Here is a 25,283-nt window from a genome sequence, read left to right as displayed (position 1 = left end):
CCCTCTTTGAAGGATGCCGTCTACTGGGTTCAGCGCATCATTGTGGGTGCAGCCATCCTGACTCTGCTAGCGCTTTTCCTCAGGCATCCGATTCCGTCCCGACGCCCTGAAGGCCTTACGGAAGTTTTCATTTACTCACCCGGCCTCTTTCTGGCCGCTTGGGTAACCGGAGTCTGGGCAGGCGTCTTTGCAGCTCCCTTGATCCCCCTGCTCGCCCTTGGGGCATGGATGACAGAGAGACTCCGTCGTGACTGAACAGAGCTTGACGCGATCGCCAGTGCCCACCGGCTTCAACCTGGTACTCCCGCCCGGGTGGGGGAAAGTTGACCTCCATGAGGAGGTCGTGAACGAATCGATTCTGACTCTCGTTGACAGATCCATCGATCAGCTCCCGAAAGATCTCCCCAGGGATGACGTAAGCAAAGTACGAATGGAACTCTTCAAGCAACTGAGAAAGGCGGCAAGAAAAGCCAGCAGAGCAAACGGGATGGTGCTCTATCTTCCTGTGGAACGGGTCCGCGGCAGTGTGGTTCCAGCATCGTTCGTCGTGTCAGAACCGATTAACGCAACCGGTGCCGGATTCCACTCGAATCAAGTGGTCAACGGAGTAGCAGCGGAGCGAGGAGAAAGCGAAACCGTAACTGTCGACGGATCAACCGCAACCAGAATCGAGCGGATTGTCCCGCCTCCGGAAAGATCCGAGATCGAGTTCTCCTCCCGGCGTGTCGAGTACATACTTCCCCTTCCTGGCAGCCCGTTCCCTCGCTGGTTGGCTGTCACATTCAGCACGGTCGGCGACGGAAAGCCCGACAGTGAATACTCCTCCGCCCTCGTCGACCTGTTCGATGCTGTCATGATGACTTTCCGTTGGAGTTACGAGTGATTTTCTTCGAAACCGAGGCAGATCCTACCGAGTGGTTCCTCATGCCACTTCACTGGACAGATCTCCGTCAGACTGAGATCGACGAGTGGTCGGCTACCTGCGCCGAGATCATGTACCGACGCCACAAGAAGTGGTGGCGAAGCCCCAACCGTGACGCTTTGGCGCACAGTTTCCGAATGCTGGTCGAAGCTCATCCGCGCCCCAGCATTCCAGCGCACCAGGTGTTCCTTTACGGCGGCGACCCGCGCAGGGTACCGCAACCCTTCTATGCCCTGGTCGTGCAACCGGAAGACGGAACCCGAGAGAAAGAGCTTCGCAGCGTCGTCCAGGCGTCCGAGACAAGCCCGAACCGCCCACCCGACGTAGCGGAGTTTGACTCCGACCGGATAGGGCCGGGGCTGCGTTGCCTTCGGTACTTCGGTGACAAAGACGGCTTGGGGGTATCCCTGAATTACGGCTGGTGGTCCGAGGAACACCGAGTGTATGCCTCGATCCGAACGGTGACTGACGAAGTCGGCTGGTTGGCCACAAACCTGGATGTCTTCGACGACTTCGCACGCAGTATCTGGCTCAATCCCAATCCTGAGTGACCCAGCTCAGACCGAAGGAAGAGGGCGGAGGCTCATCCGCCTGGGTTCTCGCACACTGCGAATCTTGTTCCGTCAGCGAGGAGAGTCTGACGTGCCATGCAGGGGCGATCAGTCTGCGGCGATGAGGCGTCATCGCATCTACACCAAGGCCGGCGACGGGTGCACGATCGACACAACTTCGCGCTCCTGCGGATGTGCCCCAGGATTCGATCAATTTTCGACTGCGCCCGACGAGAGTGTGGCCACTGGGCGTGCTCGGTGCGGTACTCGGGACACCCATGTTCCCCACTGCCGTGGCCGGTCACGCGGCCCCACTGGTGGCTTCTGCTCGCGACCGGGAGGGGATCATCGTGGGGCCCCACCGCGCCGCGATTCGCCGAGCGTCCCGTCGTGCAACAGGCAGTTGATCAGCATTTCGGCCAGCGAGGGCACCAGTGCCATTGGGGGTCACGCACGACCAAGGTGTAGCCGCCGGTGAAGAGACGTGCCTGACAGACGGCGTAGGCGTTGTGCGGCGGCATTCCTGCAGGGCGCACCACAGGTTCGGCCGACCGCGACAACGGTTCGGTTTCCGTCGACTGTTCCACCATCAGGCCGTCTCAGTCGCCCTCCGGCCGAAGGCGTGCGCCGGGGAGCTGGCCCCCAGCGCTCCCGTGCTCGCCTACCCCTCCTCCTGAGCATGCCTGCCGTCTCAGCGCCTTCGTCGGCCACCGTCCGGCACCGTGGAGATCCGTGATGTGCTCCTGCGGGCAACCACCGTCGGTTCGACTCCAAGTAGTGCACGAAACGGGCCGGTGGGGCGAGCAGCCATGCCCGCCCCACCGACCGTGTAAACCGCACCCAGCGCCCGGAAGTTACTTCCGCGCCGCCTTCGCCAGCTCGTCGTCGATCTGCTCGAACTTGTCCGCCGCCATGGTCAGGTAGTCGCCCATGCCGTCCAGGCCGTCCAGCGTGGTCTTCGCGCCGTTGGTGAACTCGTCGAAATTCTCGTCGAAGGCCTTGGAGGAGCTCTTCGTGACGTAGCCGGAGTTGACCAGGTTGTTGATGTACTTGCGGAGGCCGTCCAGCTTCTCCTGAAGCTTTTCCTTCTCCTTCACGACATGCTTGGCAGCTTCCCGCATGTCCTGATATGTGATGTCAAGGTCTTTGGCCATGAAGCCGCTTCCTCTCGCATCGCCGCAGGGCCAACCCCCGTGGCTCCCTTGTTTGCGGAACTACCGGCCTGCCGTCGCGCCCCCTGCGGCTCAGGGGCCGCCATGGCCCACCGGTGTGTCCGTCCGCTCTTGCGGCAGAAGCTTACGGGGGTGAACTCGGCTGCCACATCCCCAGCTTGTGAAGGCGGCGTTCACAAGTCGCGTATGCCGTTGCTGCCGGGAATGCGGCCCGCTCCCCGACTGCCTCCGACCGCGGCACAGCCGATATCGTCGGCGGCACTGTGAGCCGCGGGGTGGAAGCGGCCACAGGGCCTGGGGAGGACAAGCGTGCGCCTGACTCTGACCGTCGTCGATCCGTACGGCGGGGATACCGCCGATGTCGTACTCGATGCCGATCCCGAGTCGACCGTCGGGGACATCGCGCGCGAGCTCGCCTCGCAGGTCGGGGCCGCCGGTGCCCAGGTCATCCCCATCGGGCACCAGGGACAGGCACCCGCCGGGAACGCGCCGCTGGTGTACGTCGACGGGTACGCCGTCGACTCCTCCGCCACCGTCGTCGGGTCGCCCCTGCGCGACGGCGCCGTCGTGTCCCTCCAGGACCCCTCCGGATGTCTCCCCGGTGAGCCCACCGGGCTCGTCGAGCTGCGCGTCGTCGGCGGGCCGGCCGCCGGGTTCGTGCACCGGCTCGGCGTCGGGCGCTACGACATCGGCAGCGGCGCCGCCTCCTACGTCCGGGTCGACGACCCCGAGGTCGAGGCCCGCGCGCTGACCCTTTCCGTCGCCACCGACGGCACCTGCCAGGTCGTCGTGCACGGCGACGACGCCGACGTCACCCTCGACGGCAAGCCCATCGCCGACGCCCAGCAGGACGCCCAGGACGGCGGCGACGACAGGACGGGCGAGGCCAAGGACGGCAAGCGCAGGAAGAAGGCCAGGAAGGCCAGGAAGGCCAGGAAGAAGAAGGCGCGCGCGGACGGCGGCGAGACCCCGGCGCGTCGCGGTGAGCGCTTCGACTGGCCGCTCGGCGGTCAGATCTGCCTCGGCAACAGCCTGCTGGAGCTGACCCGTTACACCCCGCCCAACGCCGCCCTGAAGTGGTCCGACGACGGTGTCGGCCTCGACTACAACCGGCCTCCCCGCCTCAGGCAGCCGGAGCGGCAGACCACCTTCCGGCTGCCTTCCAAGCCTCGCGAGTACGAGGCCCGGCCGCTGCCCTGGCTGATGGCGCTGACGCCGCTGGTCGGCGCGGTCGTCATGGTGACGATCTTCCAGCGCTGGTACTACCTGATCATGGCGGGGCTCAGCCCCATCCTCCTCTTCGCCAACTACTTCAACGACAAGAAGCACGGGCGCAAGTCCCACGCCAAGCAGGTCAAGGAGTACGAGGAGCAGAAGGAGCGGATCGAGAAGGACGCCCAGGAGGCGCTGGTCCAGGAGCGCAACGACCGCCGGCACAGCATCCCCGACCCGGCGACCGTGCTGTCGATGGGCACCGGGCCGCGCACCCGGCTGTGGGAGCGGCGGCGCACCGACCGCGACCATCTGCTGCTGCGGTTCGGCACCGGACGCCTGCCGTCCGAGGTGGTATTGGACGACCCCGAGCAGGACGACCACCGGCGCCAGGTGACCTGGAAGATCGAGGACGCCCCCGTCGCGCTGAACCTGCGGTCGCTCGGCGTCATCGGCGTCGCCGGGCCCGGTGACTCGGCGCGGGCACTGGGGCGGTGGGCCGTCGGCCAGGCCGCCGCGCTGCACAGCCCGATGGACGTGCAGTTCTACGTGCTGAGCGAGAACTCGGCGCAGCCGTCCTGGGACTGGGTGCGGTGGCTGCCGCACGCCCGCCCCTCCGGCGGCCAGGACGTCAACGTCCTCATAGGAACCGACGCCGAGACGGTCGGCGCCCGTATCGGCGAGCTGACGCAGATCCTCGACGCCCGTAAGAAGGCCGCCGAGCAGAACCGCTCCCAGGGCGCGACGTTCAGCGACCCCGACATCGTGGTCGTCTGGGACGGCTCGCGGCGGCTGCGGTCGCTGCCCGGCGTGGTGCGGCTGCTCCGCGAGGGCCCCTCGGTGTCCATGTACGCCCTGTGCCTCGACGCCGAGGAGCGGTTCCTGCCCGGCGAGTGCCAGGCCTTCGTCGTCGCCGAGCCCCGCCCGCAGGAGCTGGAGCAGCAGCAGGCCGACCGCGCGGCCCAGCCGGCCGTGGCCGGTGGTTTTCCCTCCTTCCATGCCTGGCACAGCAACTCCCCGGAGCCCGGCCGCGCGCAGCAGGCGCCCGACGAGCTGCGGCTGCGCGTCGAGGAGGCCGGCGCCGAGCGCATCAAGGACGTGCGGCCGGACTTCGTCACCCCCGCCTGGTGTCTGCGCCTGGCCCGCTCCCTGTCCCCGCTGCGTGACATCAGCGGGGAGACCGAGGACTCGGCGCTGCCCGGGTCCAGCCGGCTGCTGGACGTCCTCGAGCTGGAGCCGCCGACGAGCGACGCGATCGCCGCGCGCTGGCGCATGGGCGGGCAGTCGACGCTCGCTGTCATCGGTGAGTCGTACGACGGGCCGTTCGGCATCGACATGCGCAAGGACGGACCGCACGGCCTCATCGCCGGTACGACCGGTTCCGGCAAGTCCGAGCTGCTGCAGACGATCGTCGCGGCGCTGGCCGTCGCCAACACCCCCGAGAACATGACGTTCGTCCTCGTCGACTACAAGGGAGGCTCGGCGTTCAAGGACTGCGTCAAACTCCCGCACACGGTCGGCATGGTGACCGACCTCGACGCCCATCTCGTGGAGCGCGCCCTGGAGTCGCTGGGCGCCGAGCTGAAGCGGCGCGAGCACATCCTGGCCGCCGCCGACGCCAAGGACATCGAGGACTACCAGGACCTGGTGCGGCGCGACCCCTCGCACCCGCCGGTGCCGCGGCTGCTCATCGTGATCGACGAGTTCGCCTCGATGGTGCGTGACCTGCCGGACTTCGTCACCGGCCTGGTGAACATCGCCCAGCGAGGACGTTCCCTCGGCATCCACCTGCTGCTCGCCACCCAGCGGCCGAGCGGTGTCGTCTCCCCCGAGATCCGCGCCAACACCAACCTGCGCATCGCCCTGCGGGTGACGGACGCCGGTGAGTCGACGGACGTCATCGACTCCCCCGAGGCCGGGCACATCTCCAAGAGCACGCCCGGCCGTGCCTACGCGCGGCTGGGGCACGCCTCGCTCGTGCCGTTCCAGTCGGGGCGGGTCGGCGGCCGGCGGCCCGGCGCGGCCGACCCGGCGGCCCTCGCGCCCTGGGTGGGCCCGCTGACCTGGGAGGACCTGGGGCGGGCCGCGCTCACCAAGCCGAAGTCGGAGGCGCGTGAGGACGAGGAGATCACCGACCTGAAGGTGCTGGTCGACGCGGTCCGCGACGCCAACCGTGCGCTCGGCATCCCCGCCCAGCACAGCCCGTGGCTGCCCGCCCTGGACGAGACGCTGCTGCTCGACGACGTGGAGGTTCCGCCGTACGCGCCCGCGCCGGGCACGCTGCCGCCGGCGCCGTTCGGTGTCGAGGACCTGCCGTCCGACCAGGCCCGCCGTCCGGTCGTCGTCGACTTCTCCTCCTTCGGTCACCTGATGATCGGCGGCGCCCCGCGCAGCGGCCGGTCGCAGGTGCTGCGCACCATCGCGGGCTCGCTGGCCCGCACCCACTCCGTGGCGGACGTCCACCTGTACGGCATCGACTGCGGTAACGGCGCGCTCAACGCGCTGACCCGGCTGCCGCACTGCGGGGCGGTCGTCGGGCGCAACCAGACCGAGCGGGTGATCCGGCTCGTCAACCGTCTCAAGGGCGAACTGTCGCGCCGCCAGGACCTGTTGGCGGACGCCGGCTTCGCGGACATCGGCGAGCAGCGGGCCGCGGTCGCCGAGGACGAGCGGCTGCCGCACATCGTGGTGCTGCTGGACCGCTGGGAGGGCTGGGTGCCCACGCTCGGCGAGATCGACCACGGCTCGCTGACCGACGAACTGCAGACGATGATGCGGGAGGGCGCGAGCGTCGGCATCCACCTGGTGCTGACCGGCGACCGGACGCTGCTGGTGGGCCGGATCGCGAGCCTCACGGAGGACAAGTACGGTCTGCGGCTGGCCGACCGCAGCGACTTCTCCTCGCTGGGCATCCCCACCCGCAAGGTGCCGGAGGAGATCCCGCCGGGCCGCGCCTTCCGCAACGAGTCCGGTACGGAGACGCAGTTCGCGCTGCTCGCCGAGGACACCACCGGTCAGGGGCAGGCGGCGGCGCTGACCGCCATCGGCGAGGCGGCGGCCGCACGGGACGCCGAAGTGCCCCGCACCCGGCGGCCGTTCCGGGTGGACAGCCTGCCGAGCCGGATCGCCTTCCCGGAGGCGTGGGAGATGCGCGACCCGGAGGCGTCGCGGTCCAAGCTGTACGGCCTGGCCGGCATCGGCGGCGACGAGATCGTCGGCTTCGGGCCCGACCTCGCCGACGGCGTACCGGCGTTCGTGATCGCGGGTCCGGCCAAGTCGGGCCGCTCCACGGTGCTGATGAACTTCGCCCAGTCGTTCCTGGCGCAGGGGACCCGCCTGGTGATCGCCGCCCCGCGCCAGTCGCCGCTGCGGCAGCTGGACGGTGCCGAGGGTGTGCTGAAGGTGTTCACCGGTGACGACATCGACGAGGACGAGTTCGAGGAGCTGGTGGACGAGGCGTCCCTGGAGGAGCCGATCGCCGTGCTCGTCGACGACGGCGAGATCCTCGAGGACTGCGACGCCGAGAGCCAGTTGAAGAAGCTGGTCTCCCGGGGCGCCGAACGCGGACTCGCCCTCGTCATCGCCGGTGACGAGGAGGACGTGTGCAGCGGCTTCTCCGGCTGGCAGGTCGACGCGAAGAAGGCGCGGCGGGGCATCCTGCTCTCCCCTCAGGAGACCTCCAGCGGTGACCTCATCGGCGTCCGGCTGTCCCGCGGGATGGTCGGCGGACAGATCGCCCCGGGCAAGGGCATGCTGCACCTCGGTGACGGCGAGCTGCGGACGGTCGTCGTCCCGGGCTGACCGAAGCCTCCCGCGGACCTGAGGCCCGGCTGCTCGATCTTCGGGAACCGGGCCTTCGGCGACTCCGACTGGGCTGCGGCCCAGGCGGACCCGGCCCATCCGGCCGGGCCGAGCCGGCCGAGCAGCCGGCCGGGCCCACGACCGTGGGCTCGTCGGCATGGAGCAGCCGCATGGCGTCGCCCCTCGCCCGTCGTCACGCCCGTACGCCGTTGTCACCCGGCGGCGGAGTGGCAGGCCCCGGCCGGGGCCCCGGACCGGCCGCGCGGCGCCCGACGGTCGCGGGTGGGCGGCCGTCGGGCCGTCGCGTCACGGGCGCAGCAGTTCCACCCGTACGTCCGCCGGGAAGCCCGTCGTCGGGCCCACCCTGCGGGCGAACTCCGCGACCGCCGCCAGCTGCGGCGCGCCGAAGCGGAAGTCGAGGGTGGTGAAGTACTGGGCCAGGGTCTTCTCGTCGAAGGCCTCCCAGCGGGCCGCCTGCTCGGCCACCTTGTCGACCTCGTCCAGGGAGAGGTTGCGGGAGGCGAGGAAGGCCTCGTGCACCTTGCGGGTGAGCGCCGGCTCGCGCTCCACGTACTCCTTGCGGGCCGCCCAGACGGCGAAGACGAACGGCAGGCCGGTCCACTCCTTCCACAGCGCGCCCAGGTCGTGCACGTCGAGGCCGTAGCGGGGGCCGTCGACCATGTTGGCGCGCAGGGCCGCGTCGCCGATGAGGACGGCCGCCTCCGCCTCCTGCATCATCAGGCTCAGGTCGGGCGGGCAGGTGTAGTAGTCGGGCTGTACGCCGTACCGCTCGGCGAGGAGGAGCTGGGCGAGCCGTACGGAGGTGCGGGAGGTCGACCCGAGGGCGACCCGCGCTCCGTCCAGCCGGTCCAGCGGGACCTGCGAGACGATCACGCAGGACATCACCGGGCCGTCGCAGCCGACGGCGATGTCGGGGAAGGCGACGAGCTGGTCCGCGTGCTTGAGGTACTCGACCAGGGTGATGGGCCCGATGTCGAGGTCGCCCTGCACCAGCTGCTCGCTGAGCTTCTCCGGGGTGTCCTTCGTCAGCTCGAAGTCGAGGAGCGTGCCCGTTCTCGCGAGCCCCCAGTACAGGGGCAGGCAGTTCAGGAACTGGATGTGGCCGACGCGCGGCCGGGTGCGAGGATTGTCCACATCGTGAGGCTAGACCTTGTCCCGGTCGGCGGAACCGTCGCCCCCGCCCCGTCGCGCGGCCATCCGGGACGCCGCCATTCCGGCCGGATCGAACGCACGAACGTGACGGACGGGGCCTGCAAACATTCGGGTGACGTGATCTTGACCTCTATTGCGATCGGGCCCCTGCGTGCTAGGCTCATCGCAAGTTGCAGTTTGGTTTCCCTTGCAGTACAGAGCCTGCGGAGCATGTGACCGCGGGCTCTCGTCGTTCTCAGACGGATGCAGTTGTGCGGAATAGTCTTCACACTTGCTGGTTCTGGAGCAGGGCAACCCTTTGGGCCCAAGGAGGGCTTATGGCTACCGGAACCGTGAAGTGGTTCAACGCCGAAAAGGGCTTCGGATTCATCGCCCAGGAGGGCGGCGGCCCCGACGTCTTCGTCCACTACTCCGCGATCAACGCGACCGGCTTCCGGTCCCTCGAGGAGAACCAGCAGGTCACCTTCGACGTCACGCAGGGCCCGAAGGGCCCGCAGGCGGAGAACGTCACCCCGGCCTGACCCTGATCCTCCGATCCGGGAACGACTAGCAGTACCCAAGGAGCCCCACGCCGCGAGGCGAACGGGGCTCCTGCCTTTTCTCCGGAGCCGGCCGGGGCCGCCCCTGATCGCCCGTCGTCCCGGATCTCCTGGGACACGGCCCGGTGAATGTCCGGCGAATTCTCGCCGCACGACCCCTAAGGGCCGGGCCCCATTCGCCCCGGGCATCCGCCTTCAGACGTGCTGCATGATCAGCACGAATTGCGTCCCGGGCTCCAGCGCCTCATAGCGGTGCGGCACATCCCCGCGATACGCCATGTAGTCACCGGGGCCGAGTTCCACCTCCTCCCCCTCAGGTCCCGCCTTCACCCGTCCGGCGCTCACCACGATGTGCTCCACCGTTCCCGGAATGTGCGAGTCCGAGGCACGGACGGCCCCCGGCTCCACGTCCACCGCGTAGATGTCGCGCCGCGCGCCGGGCGGGCTCGCCGACAGCAGGGCCGCGACATAGCTCGACCGGTCGGAGCGCACGGCCGGCCCCTCCCCCGCCCTGATCACCTGGACGGCGGGCGCCGGGGGCTCCACCAGCGCGCTGAACGGCACCCCCAGCGCCACCGCCAGCGCCCAGAGGGTCTCCATGCCGGGATTGCCGCCCGCGCCCTCCAGCTGGGACAGCGTGGACTTGGCGATGCCGGCCCGTTTGGCCAGCTCGGAGAGGGAGAGACCGGCGCGGGTGCGCTCGCGGCGCAGCGCGGCGGCGATCCAGTCGAGGGGGAGGCGGGACGGCGTGCCGTCAGTCATGTCGTTCGCTCCAGGAGGCTGATCGTTCGGCTTGACGAACGCGACAGTGTCTGTTCATTGTAGGAAACATGCGTTCGGTGAAGCGAACACCCTCGTCCGGTCCCGGTCCGGGTCGCCGCCCCGGACCCGGTCCGTCGGCCGTCGACGCGGGCCTGCTCAGAGACGTGGCCCTGGTGTGCCTCGCCGGGGGCGTCGTCGGCGTGTCGTTCGGGGCGATCGCGGTCGCCGGTGGTCTGCCGGTGTGGGTGCCGGTGGTGATGTCCCTGGTGGTGTACGCGGGGTCCGCCCAGTTCAGCGCGGTGGGCGTGCTGCTGGCCGGGGGCGGTCCGGTCGCGGCGGCGGCCACGGGGCTGCTGCTCAACACCCGGACGGCGGCGTACGGCCTCGCGGTCGCCGAGCACATCGGGCGCGGCAGGCTCGCCCGCCTGGTCGGGGCGCACCTGGTGACCGACGAGACCGTCGCCTTCACCCTCGCCCAGCAGGACCCGGCACGGCGCCGTACGGCCTTCTGGGTGTCGGGGGTCGGCCTGTTCGGCACGTGGAACGCGTGCGTGGCGGCGGGCGCCCTGGCCGGCAGCGCCCTCGGCGACACGGCCCGCTACGGCCTGGACGCGGCCTTCCCCGCCGTCCTGGCCGCGCTGGTGCTGCCCGCCCTGCGCGAGGACGCCGGCGTCCGCCGGGCCGCCCTGGCCGGTGCCGCCGTCGCCCTGGCGCTGACCCCGGCGGTCCCGGCGGGCGTGCCCGTCCTGGCGGCGCTCGCGGGACTGCTCCTGCACGGACGCGGGCGGAAGGAGTCGGGGTCGTGAGCGGGACGGTCGGGATGGTGCTCGCGCTGGCGGCGGGGACGTACGCCTTCCGGCTGGTCGGGCCCGCGCTGCACGGGCGGGTGGAACTGCCGGACCGGGTGCGGGTGCTGCTGTCCGCCGGTGCGGTGGTCCTGCTGGTGGCGCTGCTGGCGACGGGGGCGCTGACCGAGGGCGGGGGGTTCGCCGGGTGGGCCCGCCCGGCCGGGGTCGCCGTGGGCGGGGTGCTGGCGTGGCACCGGGCGCCGTTCGTCCTGGTCGTCCTCGGTGCGGCGGCGACGACGGCGGTGCTGCGGGCCGTGGGGGTGGCGTAGCCGGAAGGGACGCGGCCCTCGGCACCGGGGCGCGCCACGCGCGCCCTGAGGGACTGTCAGTGGGGGCCGGTAGCGTCCGGACCCATGACCATCAGCCGACCCGCGGACACCGATCAGCCGGAGCACGTCCTCGCCACCCGCGCCTTCTACGACGCGATCGCCGAGGACTACGCCGTGATGTTCCGGGACCTCCCCGCCGCCACACCGCTGGACCGTTCCCTGCTGGCCGGGTTCGCCGAGCTGGTCGGGAAGGGCGCCCGGGTGGCCGACGTGGGGTGCGGTCCCGGCCGGGTGACCGGGTACCTCGCCTCGCTCGGGCTGGACGTCCACGGCGTCGACCTGTCCTCGTCGATGCTGGCGATCGCCCGCCGGGAGAACCCAGGACTGCGCTTCGAGCAGGGCTCGATGCTCGGCCTCGACCTCCCCGACGGCGCCCTCGCCGGCCTCGTCTCCTGGTACTCCACGATCCACACCCCGCCGGAGCACCTGCCCGCCGTGTACGCGGAGTTCCGCCGGGTACTGGCGCCCGGGGGCCATCTGCTGGTGGCGTTCCAGATGGGCGACGAGCCGCGTCGGCACGAGCGGCCGTGGGGCCACCCGGTCACGCTCGACTTCCGCCGGATGAGACCGGAGCGGATCGCGGAGCTGATGGAGGCGGCCGGCTTCGCCCTCGTGCAGCGCACCGTCCGGGAGCCCGACACCCGGCAGGGCGAGCCCACCCCCCAGGCCTTCCTGGTCGCCCGCGCGCCGGACGGACCCGCCTCCTGACGGTCACCTCGCGTACAGCGCCTCCACCTCGTCCGCGAAGTCCCGCATGATCTCCGCGCGCCGCAGCTTCATCGAGGGTGTCAGATGGCCGGCCTCCTCGGTGAAGTCCTCCGGCAGGACGGCGAAGCGCCGGATGGACTCCGGGCGGGACAGCATCTTGTTGGCCTCGTCGACGGCGCGCTGCAGGACCGCCAGCAGCTCCTCGTCGTCGACGAGGAGCTTCGCCGGGACCGGGTGCTTGCCGTTCATGCGGCGCCAGTGGCTGATGCCGGCGAGGTCGAGGGTGATCAGGGCGGACACGTAGGGGCGGTCGTCGCCGAGGATCATGACCTGGGAGATCAGGGGGTGGGCGCGGAGCCAGTTCTCCAGCGGGGCCGGGGCGACGCTCTTGCCGCCCGCGGTGATGATCAGCTCCTTCTTGCGGCCCGTGATGGTCAGGTAGCCCTCGTCGTCCAGCTCGCCCAGGTCGCCCGTGGCGAACCAGCCGTCCCGGGTGGCGGGCACGACTCCACCCGCCTGCGGGTCCCAGTAGCCGCGCAGCACGTGTTCGCCCGCGACCAGGACCTCGCCGTCCGCCGCGATGCGGATCCTCGTGCCGGGCAGCGGCCAGCCCACCGTGCCCAGGCGGGGCTGCAGCGGGGGCGTCACGGTCGAGGCGCCGGTGGTCTCGGTGAGGCCGTAGCCCTCGAAGATCTCGATGCCGGCGCCGGCGTAGAAGGCGGCGAGACGGCGGCCCAGCGGGGAGCCGCCGCAGATGGCGTAGCGGACCTTGCCGCCCATGGCGTTGCGGATCTTCCGGTAGACCAGCGGGTCGTAGAGGGCGCGGGCCGCCTTCAGGGAGCGGGAGGGGCCGCCGCCGCTGCCGGTCTGGCGGGCCTCAAGGGCCTCGCCGTAGCGGCGGGCCACCGCCGCCGCGCGGTCGAAGGTGGACTGCCGGCCGCCCGACTCGGCCTTGGCGCGGGCGCTGTTGAAGACCTTCTCCAGCATGTACGGGATGGTGAGCAGGCAGGTGGGGCGGAAGCTCGCCAGGTCCGGCAGCAGGTCCTCGGCGGCGAGGCTGGGCGCGTGCCCGAGACGCACCCGGGCCCGTACGCAGGCGACGGCGACCATCCGGCCGAACACGTGGGACATGGGCAGGAACAGCAGCACCGAGGCCTCGTCGTTCGTCCGGTCGCGGAAGACGGGGTAGAGCAGCTCGATGGCGTTGTCGACCTCGGCGAAGAAGTTGCCGTGGGTGAGGGCGCAGCCCTTGGGGCGGCCGGTGGTGCCGGAGGTGTAGACGAGGGTGGCGAGGGTGTCGGGGCCGAGCATGCCCCGGCGCACCTCGACCTCGTGGTCGGGCAGGTGGCTCCCGGCGTCCGCGAGGGCGTCGACGTGGCCCTTCTCCATGACCCACACGTGCCGCAGGTCGGGCAGGTGCGGGAGTTCCGGGCCGAGCGCGGCGGCCTGGGCGGAGGTCTCGGTGATCACGGCGACGGCGCCGGAGTCGTGCAGGATCCAGCGGGCTGGTAGGCCGAGGTGGGGTAGACGGGCACGGTGACGAGGCCGGCGGCCCACGCGGCGAAGTCGAGGACCGTCCACTCGTAGACGGTGCGGGCCATGACGGCGACGCGGTCGCCCGGCATCAGTCCCTCGGCGACGAGTCCCTTCGCCGCGGCGAGGACCTCGGCGGCGAATCCCTCCGCCGTGACGTCGCGCCAGGAGCCGTCCGCCGTCTTGCGGCTGAGGACGACGTCACCCGGTGCCGCGCTCGCGTTGTCGAAGGGCAGGTCGGCGAGGGACCCGTGCCGCACCGGCTGCGCGAACGACGGTACGGACGCCTCCCGTACGGCCCCGTCCAGCCGCCGGGTGGCCGGCCTGACGAGGACGGGTGCCCCGTGGACGTCGTCGTCGAGGGCGGTGGCGTGGTGCGGGGTGGACACGGGCGGCTCCTGGGGCGTGCAGGCGAACTGCGGTGTGCCACGACGTACGTGCCTCGCACGCCGAGGCGCTCACCGGTGGCGTCCGCGGCTCGGTCCGCCACCGGTCGGTGCGGGGATCGTACGGCCCTGGCGTGAGGGGTTCGTGCGGGTCCGGCAAGGGACCGGGATCAAGCGTGTGCAGTGTCGGGGGTTACGTGAGGGTCACTCAGGTATGCCCCCGTCCGGGGCCGGGGCGGTCGTGCTCAGGGCCGTTCCAGGATCGCCGTGACGCCCTGACCGCCGGCCGCGCAGACCGAGATCAGCCCGCGGCCGGGGGCGTCCCGTTCGGCGAGGAGCTTGGCGAGGGTCGCCACGATGCGGGCGCCGGTGGCGGCGAAGGGGTGTCCGGTGGCCAGGGACGACCCGGCCACGTTCAGCCGGGACCGGTCGACGGGCGGCAGGCCGCGCTTCTCCCAGGCGGCCAGGGTGGCCAGCACCTGGGAGGCGAACGCCTCGTGGATCTCGATCAGGTCGAAGTCGTCCAGGCCCAGCCCGGCCCGCTCCAGCATGCGCGGGACCGCGTACGCGGGGGCCATCAGCAGGCCGTCCTCGCCGTCCGCCACGTCGCCGTGCACGAAGTCCACGGCGGCGGTCTCGTGGGCGGTGAGGTAGGCCAGCGGTTCCAGGCCCCGCTGCTCGGCCCACTCCTCGCTCGCCAGCAGCACGACGGCGGCGCCGTCGGTGAGGGGGGTGGAGTTGCCCGCCGTCATGGTGGGCTCGGGCCGGTCGAGGCCGAACACCGGCTTGAGCGTGGCCAGTTTCTCCACCGTGGAGCCGGGGCGCAGGTTCTGGTCCCGGGCGAGGCCTCGGAAGGGCACCACCAGATCCTGGAACAGCCCGCGTTCGTACGCCGCCGCCAGCCGCTGGTGGCTGGCCGCCGCCAGTTCGTCCTGCGCCTCGCGGCTGATGCCCCAGGCGCGGGCCGTCACGGCGGCGTGCTCGCCCATGGACAGCCCGGTGCGCGGCTCCGCGTTGCGCGGGATGTCGGGGACGAGGTGGCCGGGGCGCACCTTGGCGAGCACCTTGAGGCGGGCGCCGAACGACGTGGCGCGGCGCGCCTCCAGAAGCACCTTGCGCAGGTCGTCGTTGACGCCGAGGGGGGCGTCGCTCGCGGTGTCGGAGCCGCCGGCGACCGCGGCCTCGGTCTGGCCGAGGGCGATCTTGTTGGCGGCGGCCACGATCGCCTGAAGCCCGGTGCCGCAGGCCTGCTGGATGTCGTAGGCGGGGGTGCGGGGGTCCAGGCGTGAGCCGAGGACCGTCTCCCGGGCGAGGTTGAAGTCACGGCTGTGCTTGAGGACCGCCCCGGCGACGAACTCGCCCACGGCGCCCGGCTGTTCGAGCCCGTACCGCTCGACCAGGCCGTCCAGGGCGGCGGTGAGCATCTCCTGGTTGGAGGCGGTGGCGTAGGGCCCGTCGGAGCGGGCGAACGGGACACGGCTGCCGCCGATGACCGCGACGCGCCGCGCTGCGGCCGGTTTCAGGGTGCTCATCTCGACCTGCTCCTCCACCGTGACATAGGCTTACCTTCGGTAACCTTACTCCAGAGTAAGCACCGAGTGAGCCCTTCGCACGCACACCTGGGAGTCCCCGATGGCCGACCGCTATCTGAGCTTCACCGGCACCGCGCCGGGCCGCTTCCTCACGCGCCGGCTGGGGCTGCCCCGGCCCGCCCCGCTGCGCCGCTGGTCGGCGGAGCACCCGGCGCTGGAGGGCGGGCTGCTCCACCTCACCGCGGGCGCCTCCCGGCTCGGCCTCGCGCCCGTCCTCGCCCGCACCGGACTCGGCACCGACGACACCGCCGGCAGGCCCGCCGCCGTCGTCCTGGACGCCACCGGGGTGCGCACCGTCGAGGACCTCGCAGAGGTGCACGCCGCCCTGCACCCCGTCGTGCGCTCGGTGGCCGAGAGCGGCCGGATCGTGGTGCTCGGCGCCCCGCTCGACCCCGCGGACCACCATCAGGCCGCCGCCCAGCAGGCGTTGGAGGGCTTCACCCGCTCGCTCGGCAAGGAGACCGGCGGCGGCAGGACCGTGAACCTGGTCCGCCTCACCGACGCGGACGCGGCCGAGTCCACCCTGCGCTTCCTGCTCTCCCCGAAGTCCGCCTACGTCAGCGGCCAGGTCGTCACCGTCGGCGGCCAGGAGAGCCCCGCCGCCGAGGACGCCGACCGCCCGCTGACCGGACGCACCGCCCTGGTGACGGGCGCCGCGCGGGGCATCGGCGAGGGCGTCGCCGAGACGCTGGCCCGGGACGGCGCCGAGGTGGTCGTCCTCGACGTCCCGCAGGCCGAGCAGGACGCCCGCCGGGTGGCCGAACGGATCGGCGGCAGCGTGCTGTTGCTCGACTTGACCGCCGCCGACGCGGGCGCCCGGATCGCCGAGGCGCTCCCCGGCGGACTGGACGTACTCGTCCACAACGCCGGCATCACCCGCGACCGCCGCCTGGTCAACATGCCGAAGGACCGCTGGAGTCCGGTGCTGGAGGTGAACCTCGCGAGCGTGCTGCGCACCACCGACGCGCTGCTGGAGGCGGGGGCGCTCCGGCGCGACGGCCGGATCGTCGCCACCGCCTCCATCGCGGGCATCGCCGGGAACGCCGGCCAGACCAACTACGGCGCGAGCAAGGCCGGCATCACGGGGCTGGTCCGCGCCCTCGCGCCCCGCGCGCTCGCCGAGCACGGGGTGACGGTGAACGCGGTCGCGCCCGGCTTCATCGAGACCAGGATGACGGCCGCCGTCCCCCTGTTCATCCGGGAGGCCGGGCGCCGGATGAACTCCCTGGCCCAGGGCGGTCTGCCCGTCGACGTCGCCGAGACCACCGCCTGGCTCGCCCACCCCGGCTCGGGCGCGGTCAACGGCCAGGTCGTGCGCGTCTGCGGCCAGAGCCTGCTGGGGGCGTGAACGCCATGACACCGCCCCCCTCGGACCGCGCCGAGGCCGTCCTCACCCACGCCCCGGCCCTCACCCCGCTGCTCGCCCGCGGCGCGGTGCTGTCGCCGTTCCGCCGCCCGGACCCCGCCGCCGCGCACCCGCGCACCCGGCTGGTACTCCCGGGCCTGCGCGCCGATCCCGCCCGGCTCACCGCGTACGAGAGGGTGTGCGGCTTCCCGGACGGCACGGGCACGCTGCCCGTGACGTATCCGCACGTGCTGGGCTTCCCGCTCGCCATGCGGCTGATGAGCGCCCGGGACTTCCCGCTCCCGCTGCTCGGGCTCGTCCACACCTCGATCGGCATCACCCGGCGCCGCGCGACGCCGTCCGCCGACGCCTACGACCTGAGCGTGCAGGTCGACGGGCTGGTCCCGCACCGGCGCGGCACCGAGGCCGCCGTGGTCACGGAGCTGCGGGCGGGCGGCGAGGTCGTGTGGGAGTCACGCAGCACCTACCTGGCCCGGCACCGGACCACCGCCACGCCCCCCAAGGACCCTGAGGAGACACGGGAGGACGCCGAAGGGCTTCCCGCCGTCGCGGAGTGGCGGCTCGCCGGGGACCTGGGCCGCCGCTACGGCGCCGCGTCCGGTGACCGCAACCCCATCCACCTGCACCCGCTCACCGCACGCCTCTTCGGATTCCCCCGCGCCATCGCGCACGGCATGTGGACCGTCGCCCGCTGCCTCGCCACGCACGGCACCCCGGACGCGGCCACCGTACGGGCGGACTTCCGCGCCCCGGTGCTGCTGCCCGGCACGGTGACCTACGCGGCGGACGGCGGGCGGTTCGCCCTGCGCGGCGGCCGCGGCCGGGTTCACCTCACCGGTGAGGTCAGCCCGCTCTGAGGCCCGGGGGCGTCCGCGTCGCCGGTGTCGTCGGGGGGCGACCAGTGCCGGCCGGCCATCAGGTCGCCCAGGCCGGCCCACGCGAAGTTCATCAGCGTGGCCGCCGCCTGCCGGGCGGTGACCCCGGGGGTGACATTGGCCCAGTCGGCCAGCGACTCGGCGGCCCCGACCAGCGCCTCGGCCAGCCCGGACACCTCGGCCTCGCGCAGGTCCGGGTCCCGGTGGGCCTCCCGCGCGGCGGCCAGGATGAGCTGCGTCACGAACGCGACGATCTCCGCGCGCATCGCCGCGACCTCTGCGGCGAACACCTCGCCGTGCGTGCGCGCCTGGAGATGCAGCACCGCCCAGCCGTCGGGGTGCCGCGCGGTGTGCGTGAAGAACGCGGTCAGGCCCGACCAGAGCTGCCGGTCGGCCGGCAGTTCGGGCCGGGCCCCGGCGCGGACCGCCTCGGTCAGCGCCCTGGCCTCACGCCGGATGCACGCGGTGAACAGGTCCTCCTTGGAGTTCAGGTACAGGTACACCAACGGCTTGGACACGCCCGCCAGTTCGGCGATCTCGTCCATCGACGCGGCCATGTACCCCCGGTGACCGAAGGTCCGTACGGCCGCGTCCAGCATCTGCTGTTCGCGGACCGCACGCGGCATGCGCTTCGTCTTCACGGCACCCATGGGACACAGCGTACGGTCCGCCGCTACCGCGGGTCGTGGTCACCGTCCTCCGCCGGCCGGACCGCGCCGCCGGTCACCAGCCGGTCGCCCGCCGTCAGCCGCGGCAGCAGCTGCGCGGTGAACAGCGTGGACAGCGCCGAGGTGTCGGTGCCGCCGTCGGTGCGCACCACGACCGGACGCGGTGCCTTGCCGGCCAGTCCGGCGCCCACTTCGAGCCGCCTGCGGGCCAGTTCGTACTGGAGCACCGCCCGGTTGTCGCGGTAGGCCTTGGCGAGGGCCTGCTGGGCGCGGGCCTCGTTCTCGGCGGCGATGAGACCGCTGCGGCCCCGCGTCTCGATCTCGAAGCGCACCCGCTGGGCCTCGGTCTCCTGCCGCTCCAGCAGCTGGGCGACCTCCTCACGGGCCCGGTTCAGCGCGGCCCGCACCTCGACGATCCGGGCGTCGCGGATCTTCTTGGCGCGCTCGATGTCCATGCCCAGGCTGTCGATGCGGCGCTTGCGGATCAGCCCCCACTCCTGCTCGTAGGCGGTGCTCTCCTTCGCGACCTGCTCCCGGGTGGCCAGGTGCTGCTGGTACTGCGCCGGAAGCTGCACGTCGGGAATGTTGCAGCCGGTGATGCGCACGCCGTAGCGGGACAGCTGGTGGTTCAGCAGGTCCTGCATGTCGGCGACGTCGGAGCCGCGCAGGTCGTAGGCGCGCTCGGTACGCACCCGGCGGGCCCGCTGCCGGATCGCGTCCTGCACGGCGCTGGACAGCACCAGGTCGAAGTTGCCCGCGCCGATGGTGCGGACGAACAGCACGGCGTCGGTGATGCGGAACTTCAGGAAGAACTCGATCGAGCGCAGCGGCACGTTCTCCTGCGTGGGGCAGGCCATGACGGGCGCCGAGTACGGGATCTCGGTGGCCGTGTCGACGACGAAGTCGACCCGCGACCAGGGGTGCCACAGGTAGTGCCGGCCCGCGTCCAGGGTGCGGACGACGGCGCCGTACCGGGTGAGCACGCCGTTGGTGCCCTGCTCGATCTCGACGATCGAGGAGCGCCACCACCACAGCCCGCCGGCCACCAGCAGCAGCACGCCGACGGTGTAGGAGAACGTGGCCAGGGCACCGGCGGCCATGCCGCCCAGCCCGTCGGAGCCGGACTCCTTCAGCGTCAGCATCACGCCCGACAGCAGGGCGTAGGCGCCGGCCCAGAACGGCAGCATCCACCACAGCCTGCGGCGGTGCTTGGGGATGATGACCGGCAGCAGGGTGCCGGCCTCGCCGCCACGCAGCAGGCGGGCGATGTCACCCCAGGGCGCGACGGCCTCGGAGATGACCGAACGACGGTGCATGCGGGCGGAACTCACGGCTGGACCTCCTCGGCGGACCCGGACACTTCGTCGGCTTCGGCGCTCTCGGGGGCAGCGCTCGTCACGCCCGTCTCCGGCACCTCGGGCACCGTCGGCCGCTCGGCCGCCAGCAGCGCGCCGATCTCCTCCTCACGGGCGGCGATCCGCGCGGACACCTCCGCCAGTCGTTCCCGTACGGCGGCCATCTCGCCCTCGCCGAACAGCTCCCCGCCGCGCTCGCCGACCAGCTCGCGTGCCAGCTCCAGGAAGTCGATCCCGGCGGCCCCCGTGCCGTCGGCGCCGCCGATGCGCACCAGACGCGGCAGGTGGTCGGCGACCTGCTCCAGGGTGTCGAGCACCTGCTGCTGGTAGCGGTACTCCAGGATCTCCGGGGCCTGCGCGGCGGTCACCGCGCGGATGTCCAGGGCCTGCGCCTCCAGCAGCGCCGCGTTGGCCTTGGCCTCCGACTCGGCCTGCACGTAGCGCTGGCGGGCCAGCGCCTCGGCGCGGTTGGTCTCCCGCTCCACGGCGGTGTCCATCTGCGCCTGGTACTGGGCAATGTCGGCCTGGATCGCGGACAGCGTCTCCTGGCTGGAGGCGAGTTCGCGGTTCAGGTCGCCCTCGTCCTGCTCCTTGCGCAGCTGGAGCGCGTACTCGTGGGTGTACGCCTCCTTGGCCATGCGGACCATCTCGGGTGCGGCCAGGTCCATCCGGTAGCGGCGGTCGGAGGGCTCGGCGTGCGTGATGTTGGCGTTGGTGAGCTCCACCGCGGGACGGAACTGCTGGTTGAGCTGCTCCAGCAGACGGCCGCTGTCCTCGCCGACCATGTCGTAGATGCCGGCCGCCTCCTGCTCGTAGATCAGGCTGCGGATGGTCTCGCTGACCGCGTTGCCGAGCTTCTCCTCGAAGCCGCGCACCGCGCCGAGCGTGTAGACGAACTCCACCGGGTCGCTGATCCGGAACTGGATGAACAGGTCGATGGACGCCTTCACGCCGCCCTTGGTGGGGGCCTCCCGCACCGGCGCGTTGAAGGGGTACTCGCGGGTGGTGTTGACGATGTACGACACCCGCTTCCAGGGGCTGAGCAGGGTGACCCGCCCGGGGCCGACGACCTTCTCCAGCTTGCCGAACCGGGTGATCATCGCCTGACAGCCGTCCGGCACCATGACCAGGCCCTGCCGCCACCACACGAACGCGACGGCGGCCACCGCGATCACCCAGTAGTGCAGCCCGAACACCGGCTGGGTCACGCTCCAGCCACCGGCCGCCGAGGAGACCGACGTGCCCACGATCCCGATCACCGGCAACGACAGCACCGGCAGCATGGACATCAGGGAGCGGCCCTTGGGCATCACCATCGGGTAGATGGCGTGCACGGTCTCGCCGTCCTCCCGCAGCTGCTCACTGCGGCTCAGCGCCTCGCCGGCCTCGTCCAGCGACACGGTCTTCTGCCGCATCACCGTGTCGACGGAGCTGCCGTCCTGCTCCCGGGCGGCCGGGAAGTCGGCCGGATCCATGCCGTCGCCCTCGGCGGGCCACTCCTCGTGATCGTCCCCGGTGTCCCGGCGCGACGCGCTCTGTGACGTGCCGCCGCCGGTGCGGCGGCGCAGTTCGTCACGGGCCGCGGCGCGCGGATCCGCGCCGCCGACGACCGACTGAGCGACGTTGCGTAGGCTTTGCGCCCGCGTACGTGCCACGGGGTCCCCCTTCGCCTGTGGTGCTGTTCCCGCGGTTCACTGCGGGACATGTGTGTGGTCCTGTGACCACACACCACCACGGCACCATGCGTAAGGGGCGCTCCCCAGCAACGGTCACCACTCACTCGTTGCCGGAAAGCACCCCCTGCACGCCGGTGCGGCGTCAGCACAGACAGGGATCGGTCTCCCAGCCCAGTTGGCGTACGTCTTCGTCCGTCAGGGCGCCCGCGTACGCCTGGAGCTCGTCCACCTGGCCCTTCAGGTGTTCGCCCCACCCGTCGGCCGTGCGGGCACGGCCCACCTGAAGCGGACCGGTGCTCGTCCAGCCGTCCTGGAGGTGGGCGGTGGCGTCCGCCTCGGTGTAGCCGTCGGCGAACAGCCTGACCGTGTCGGTCGCGTCGTCGTAGACGATGGCCAGCTGGGTGCCGTAGCCGTTGGCGCCGTCCGGCATCGTGAGCTGCGAGACCACCTTCTCGGGCGCGCCGGCCTCGTCCCGCTCCGGCATGATCAGCTGCCAGGCGTACAGCGCCGGGTCGTAGCGCAGCTTGAAGGCTTCGGTGTGCTCACCGGCCTGGGAGAGCACCGTCATCGGGCGGGTGGCGTCGTTCTGCTCGATCCGTGCGACGACTCCGAGGGTGAAGCTGTCACCGGTGTCGACGACGGGGGTGTCGAGGGCGGCGTGACCGCTCTCACCGTCCAGCTCCAGGTGCCCATCGCCGACCAGCGGGTACCGGGGCCACGTCGTGCAGTCGGGATCGACGTCGGGGGTGCACATGTCCGACACGCGGTAGACCGACGCGCCCGTCCCGAGCCGCAGGGGCGCTCCGCCCGCGTTCTCGGGCGTGGTGCCGTCGTCGCCCGTGCTGAACGACCAGTGCCCCAGCAACCTCGGCTTGCGGTGGGCCAGGTCGGTCACCTCGCTCGGGACGACGAGGCGGTCGTACGCCCGGACGTCGCCGACGTCGCCGTGCCAGTGCCGGCGGTAGCCGTTCGGGCCCAAGGTCCGGCCGATCTGGAACGCGCCGTCCGCCCTGACCGGAGCGGCCTCGGTCTTGGTGCCGACCTCGCGACCATCGACGAAGAGCTGGGCGTACCCAGTCTCGGTGTCGTAGACGCCCAGCAGGTAGGCCCATTCACCGGCCTCGGGCGTGCCGCCGGTGACTTTCGCGTCGCCAAGGGTGAAGGACCAGGAGGCGCTCGCCTTCCGCGGGGCCTCGAGAGCCAGGGCGTAGGCGGCGCCGGACGCCGTGTCCTGGCTCAGCACGTTCATGGAACGGTCGTCGCGCGCCGGGCGCACCCAGGCGCCGACGGCGAAGGTCCTGCCGCTGTCGACGGCCGGGCTGCCGGTGGTGAGGAAGCCGTGACGGCTGCCGTCGAGGGTGGCCGTGGACGTGAGCGGGGTCCCTGAGGGCGCGGGGCCCGCGAAGGTCACACCACGTCCCGCCCGGGCGGCCTCCCCCGCCTCGGCCGCCGCCGTGGCGGAGCCGGCCTCGTCGTCGAGCTTCCAGCGCGAGACGGGCGCGCTCGCCGCATTCGGATAGAAGGAGTAGTCGGTGCGCCCGCTCACCCGGCCGGCGCGGTCCAGCGCCTGGACGCTGAGGATCTGCGAACCCCTGCTCAACGGGACGTAACGGATGGTGGCGGGGCCGCCCATCTCGGCGGGGCGGGCGGTGCCGCTCGGGCCGCCGAGGAAGGTGTACCGGTACTCGACGACGTCCGCGGAGGGAGAGTCCATGGTGAAGCTGCCGTAGATGCCGACCCCACCGGTCCACCACGTGTCCGCCGGGTACTCCGGTGAGCTCACGACGGGAGCGGCCGGGCTCGCGTCGTCGTACACGAACCGGCACGCGGCGCCCGGCGCTTCCGAGCTCCAGGGCGAGTACGCCACGCCATCGTTGGCCCGAACATGCCATGAGAGGACCGTGTCCGACGGGATGTCGGGCGGCAGGGTGATGCGGTGGACCAGGCCCACGGGGTACGGCGAGGTGGTCCAGGTGCGCCGCTGTGCGGTGCCGTCCGGATCGGACCACCAGATCTCGAACTCGGCGGTCAGCTGCTCCGGATACCCGATGCGGTCGTCCTCCACCGGATCGGTCAGCCGGGCCTGGAGCGCCGGAGGGCTGCCGACATACGCCGGCTCGTCACCCGACGCGCAGTCTTTGAACGCGGTCTGCAGGTCCTGCACGGCAGGCGGCAGGTTGGACTGCTCCGCAGCGGACGCGGCGGACGGCGTCACCGCCCCCACCACCAGCGCCGCCAGGCAACTGCCTAGCAGCCCACGTCTCTTGCGCACTCTTCCCGACATGGACGAAAGCCCCTCCCCTGTAATGCCCGATCACCGAACGGCCGAGCGGCAGGAGGCTAACAGCGGCCTCCGACATCGGCGATCATGTGTTCCGGGGGCCGGTCGGCGGGCTTCACAGAGGCCGGGGCGACAGGGAGCGTCCCCGGGACCACGAACGGTCCCGGGGACGCTCGTCGAGGCGCGTCGGTCAGGCGGCGACCGCCACCCGCGGTTCGTCCGCGTCGATGGGTGCCGACGCCACGGTGTCGTACTTCTCACGGTCGAGCAGGCCCTCGCGGGCGGAGACGACGACCGGGATCAGGGCCTGCCCGGCGACGTTGGTCGCCGTGCGGATCATGTCCAGGATCGGGTCGATGGCGAGGAGCAGGCCCACGCCCTCCATCGGCAGGCCGAGGGTGGACAGGGTGAGGGTCAGCATGACCGTGGCGCCGGTGAGGCCGGCCGTGGCGGCGGAGCCCACCACCGAGACGAACGCGATCAGCAGGTAGTCGCCCACCCCGAGCGGCACGTCGAAGATCTGCGCGACGAAGATCGCGGCGATGGCCGGGTAGATGGCGGCGCAGCCGTCCATCTTCGTGGTCGCGCCGAACGGCACGGCGAAGGAGGCGTACTCCTTCGGCACGCCCAGGCGCTCGGTGACCTTCTGGGTCAGCGGCATGGTGCCGACGGAGGAGCGGGAGACGAAGGCGAGCTGGATCGCGGGCCAGGCGCCCTTGAAGAACTGCACCGGGTTGACCTTGGCGGCGGTCGCCAGCAGCGCCGGGTAGACGCCAAAGAGGACGATCAGGCAGCCGACGTAGATGTCGGCGGTGAAGGTGGCGTACTTGCCGATCAGGTTCCAGCCGTAGGTGGCGATGGCGTTGCCGATGAGGCCGACGGTGCCGAGCGGGGCCAGGCGGATGACCCACCACAGCGCCTTCTGCAGCAGCTCCAGGACGGACTCGCTCAGGGTGAGGATGGGCTGGGCCTTCTCACCGAGCTGGAGGGCGGCGATGCCGGCGACGGCGGCCATGAACACGATCTGCAGCACGTTCAGTTCGGTGAACGGCGTGATCACGTCGGTCGGCACGATGCCGGTGAGGAAGTCGATCCAGGAGCCGGTCTTCTCCGGGGCCTTGCCGTCGGCCGGGGTGAGGCCGGTGCCCGCACCCGGGTTGGTGACCAGGCCGATGACCAGGCCGATCGCCACCGCGATCAGCGAGGTGACCATGAACCACAGGAGGGTCCGCGAGGCCAGCCTGGCCGCGTTGTTGACCTTCCGCAGGTTGGTGATGGAGACCAGGATCGCGAAGAAGACCAGCGGGGCGACGGCGAGCTTCAGCAGGCCGATGAAGGTGCCGCCGACCTTCTCCAGGGTGGTGACCAGCCAGGAGAGGTCCTGGCTGCGGGCGAGCCAGCCGAGCAGGACGCCCAGGACGAGGCCGGCGAGTATCTGGGCCCAGAAGGGCACGCGGACAGGCAGCTTTGACTGCGTGTTCGAGGACACGGACATGCTCCGGAGGGGAAAGGCGTGGGGATGTGACGGGACTCG

General features: G+C 71.6%; 18 protein-coding genes and 1 pseudogene. 9 read left to right on the top strand and 10 right to left on the bottom strand.

Features of this window, described 5'->3' with window-relative positions; translation table 11 throughout:
* The first annotated feature begins 247 nt into the window (after positions 1-247).
* Positions 248-883 carry a hypothetical protein gene (locus F3L20_RS02675; RefSeq protein ID WP_150151830.1) on the top strand — a complete coding sequence of 212 codons (636 nt, stop codon included), beginning with the start codon at positions 248-250 and terminating at the stop codon, positions 881-883.
* Positions 880-1,473: a hypothetical protein gene (locus F3L20_RS02670; RefSeq protein ID WP_150151827.1), complete on the top strand. Its 594-nt coding sequence runs from the start codon at positions 880-882 to the stop codon at positions 1,471-1,473. The genes F3L20_RS02675 and F3L20_RS02670 overlap by 4 nt, the downstream gene beginning before the upstream one ends.
* An 854-nt stretch (positions 1,474-2,327) precedes the next feature.
* Here F3L20_RS02670 and F3L20_RS02665 read toward each other — a convergent pair.
* Positions 2,328-2,627, bottom strand: coding sequence for a WXG100 family type VII secretion target (locus tag F3L20_RS02665; protein WP_006133193.1), 300 nt, complete (start codon positions 2,625-2,627; stop codon positions 2,328-2,330).
* A gap of 327 nt (positions 2,628-2,954) precedes the next feature.
* On the opposite strand from F3L20_RS02665, the gene F3L20_RS02660 reads away from it, so the two are divergent.
* Positions 2,955-7,658: an FtsK/SpoIIIE domain-containing protein gene (locus F3L20_RS02660; RefSeq protein WP_150151824.1), complete on the top strand. Its 4,704-nt coding sequence runs from the start codon at positions 2,955-2,957 to the stop codon at positions 7,656-7,658.
* Positions 7,659-7,964: 306 nt separating this feature from the next.
* On the opposite strand, the gene F3L20_RS02655 is transcribed toward F3L20_RS02660, so the two are convergent.
* Complete coding sequence (locus F3L20_RS02655; RefSeq protein WP_145829690.1) at positions 7,965-8,813, bottom strand: menaquinone biosynthetic enzyme MqnA/MqnD family protein; 849 nt, start codon at positions 8,811-8,813, stop codon at positions 7,965-7,967.
* Positions 8,814-9,148: 335 nt separating this feature from the next.
* On the opposite strand from F3L20_RS02655, the gene F3L20_RS02645 reads away from it, so the two are divergent.
* On the top strand, positions 9,149-9,352 hold the full coding sequence (locus F3L20_RS02645) for a cold-shock protein (protein ID WP_006133199.1): 204 nt from the start codon (positions 9,149-9,151) through the stop codon (positions 9,350-9,352).
* Positions 9,353-9,565: 213 nt separating this feature from the next.
* Here the strand turns inward: F3L20_RS02645 and F3L20_RS02640 are convergent, their stop codons facing one another.
* Entirely contained in the window at positions 9,566-10,132 is a 567-nt protein-coding gene (locus tag F3L20_RS02640) for a helix-turn-helix domain-containing protein (RefSeq protein WP_150151818.1), read from the bottom strand.
* Between the two features lie 68 nt (positions 10,133-10,200).
* On the opposite strand from F3L20_RS02640, the gene F3L20_RS02635 reads away from it, so the two are divergent.
* From F3L20_RS02635 to F3L20_RS02625, 3 genes are all read left to right on the top strand, one after another.
* Positions 10,201-10,938, top strand: a complete 738-nt coding sequence (locus tag F3L20_RS02635; protein ID WP_167534447.1) for an AzlC family ABC transporter permease — start codon at positions 10,201-10,203, stop codon at positions 10,936-10,938.
* A complete protein-coding gene (locus tag F3L20_RS02630) occupies positions 10,935-11,249 on the top strand; it encodes an AzlD domain-containing protein (RefSeq protein WP_150151815.1) in 315 nt (104 codons plus the stop codon). The genes F3L20_RS02635 and F3L20_RS02630 overlap by 4 nt, the downstream gene beginning before the upstream one ends.
* A gap of 84 nt (positions 11,250-11,333) precedes the next feature.
* A complete protein-coding gene (locus tag F3L20_RS02625; RefSeq protein ID WP_150151812.1) occupies positions 11,334-12,017 on the top strand; it encodes a class I SAM-dependent methyltransferase in 684 nt (227 codons plus the stop codon).
* A 3-nt stretch (positions 12,018-12,020) separates the two neighbouring features.
* Here the strand turns inward: F3L20_RS02625 and F3L20_RS02620 are convergent.
* Positions 12,021-13,939, bottom strand: a pseudogene (locus F3L20_RS02620) (AMP-dependent synthetase/ligase).
* Between the two features lie 242 nt (positions 13,940-14,181).
* On the bottom strand, positions 14,182-15,468 hold the full coding sequence (locus F3L20_RS02615; RefSeq protein ID WP_150151809.1) for an acetyl-CoA C-acetyltransferase: 1,287 nt from the start codon (positions 15,466-15,468) through the stop codon (positions 14,182-14,184).
* Between the two features lie 100 nt (positions 15,469-15,568).
* Here F3L20_RS02615 and F3L20_RS02610 point away from each other — a divergent pair, with 100 nt between their 5' ends.
* Positions 15,569-16,876, top strand: coding sequence for a 3-oxoacyl-ACP reductase (locus tag F3L20_RS02610; RefSeq protein WP_150151806.1), 1,308 nt, complete (start codon positions 15,569-15,571; stop codon positions 16,874-16,876).
* A gap of 5 nt (positions 16,877-16,881) precedes the next feature.
* Positions 16,882-17,751: a MaoC/PaaZ C-terminal domain-containing protein gene (locus tag F3L20_RS02605; protein ID WP_150151803.1), complete on the top strand. Its 870-nt coding sequence runs from the start codon at positions 16,882-16,884 to the stop codon at positions 17,749-17,751.
* On the opposite strand, the gene F3L20_RS02600 is transcribed toward F3L20_RS02605, so the two are convergent.
* The 5 genes from F3L20_RS02600 to F3L20_RS02580 form a co-directional block, all read right to left on the bottom strand.
* On the bottom strand, positions 17,721-18,419 hold the full coding sequence (locus tag F3L20_RS02600; RefSeq protein ID WP_150151800.1) for a TetR/AcrR family transcriptional regulator: 699 nt from the start codon (positions 18,417-18,419) through the stop codon (positions 17,721-17,723). The genes F3L20_RS02605 and F3L20_RS02600 overlap by 31 nt on opposite strands.
* A gap of 23 nt (positions 18,420-18,442) precedes the next feature.
* Positions 18,443-19,768: an SPFH domain-containing protein gene (locus F3L20_RS02595; RefSeq protein WP_150151797.1), complete on the bottom strand. Its 1,326-nt coding sequence runs from the start codon at positions 19,766-19,768 to the stop codon at positions 18,443-18,445.
* Positions 19,765-21,447: an SPFH domain-containing protein gene (locus F3L20_RS02590; protein ID WP_150151794.1), complete on the bottom strand. Its 1,683-nt coding sequence runs from the start codon at positions 21,445-21,447 to the stop codon at positions 19,765-19,767. The genes F3L20_RS02595 and F3L20_RS02590 overlap by 4 nt, the downstream gene beginning before the upstream one ends.
* Positions 21,448-21,610: 163 nt before the next feature.
* Positions 21,611-23,740, bottom strand: coding sequence for a LamG domain-containing protein (locus F3L20_RS02585; RefSeq protein WP_240810824.1), 2,130 nt, complete (start codon positions 23,738-23,740; stop codon positions 21,611-21,613).
* 199 nt (positions 23,741-23,939) lie between these two features.
* Complete coding sequence (locus tag F3L20_RS02580; RefSeq protein WP_150151791.1) at positions 23,940-25,244, bottom strand: dicarboxylate/amino acid:cation symporter; 1,305 nt, start codon at positions 25,242-25,244, stop codon at positions 23,940-23,942.
* Between the last annotated feature and the right edge of the window lie 39 nt (positions 25,245-25,283).

This window comes from Streptomyces tendae (genome assembly GCF_008632955.1).
In the GTDB taxonomy this organism is placed as follows: Bacteria; Actinomycetota; Actinomycetes; order Streptomycetales; family Streptomycetaceae; genus Streptomyces.
Note: the sequence above shows the minus strand (reverse complement) of the source record. Positions and strands in the feature narration are given on the sequence as shown.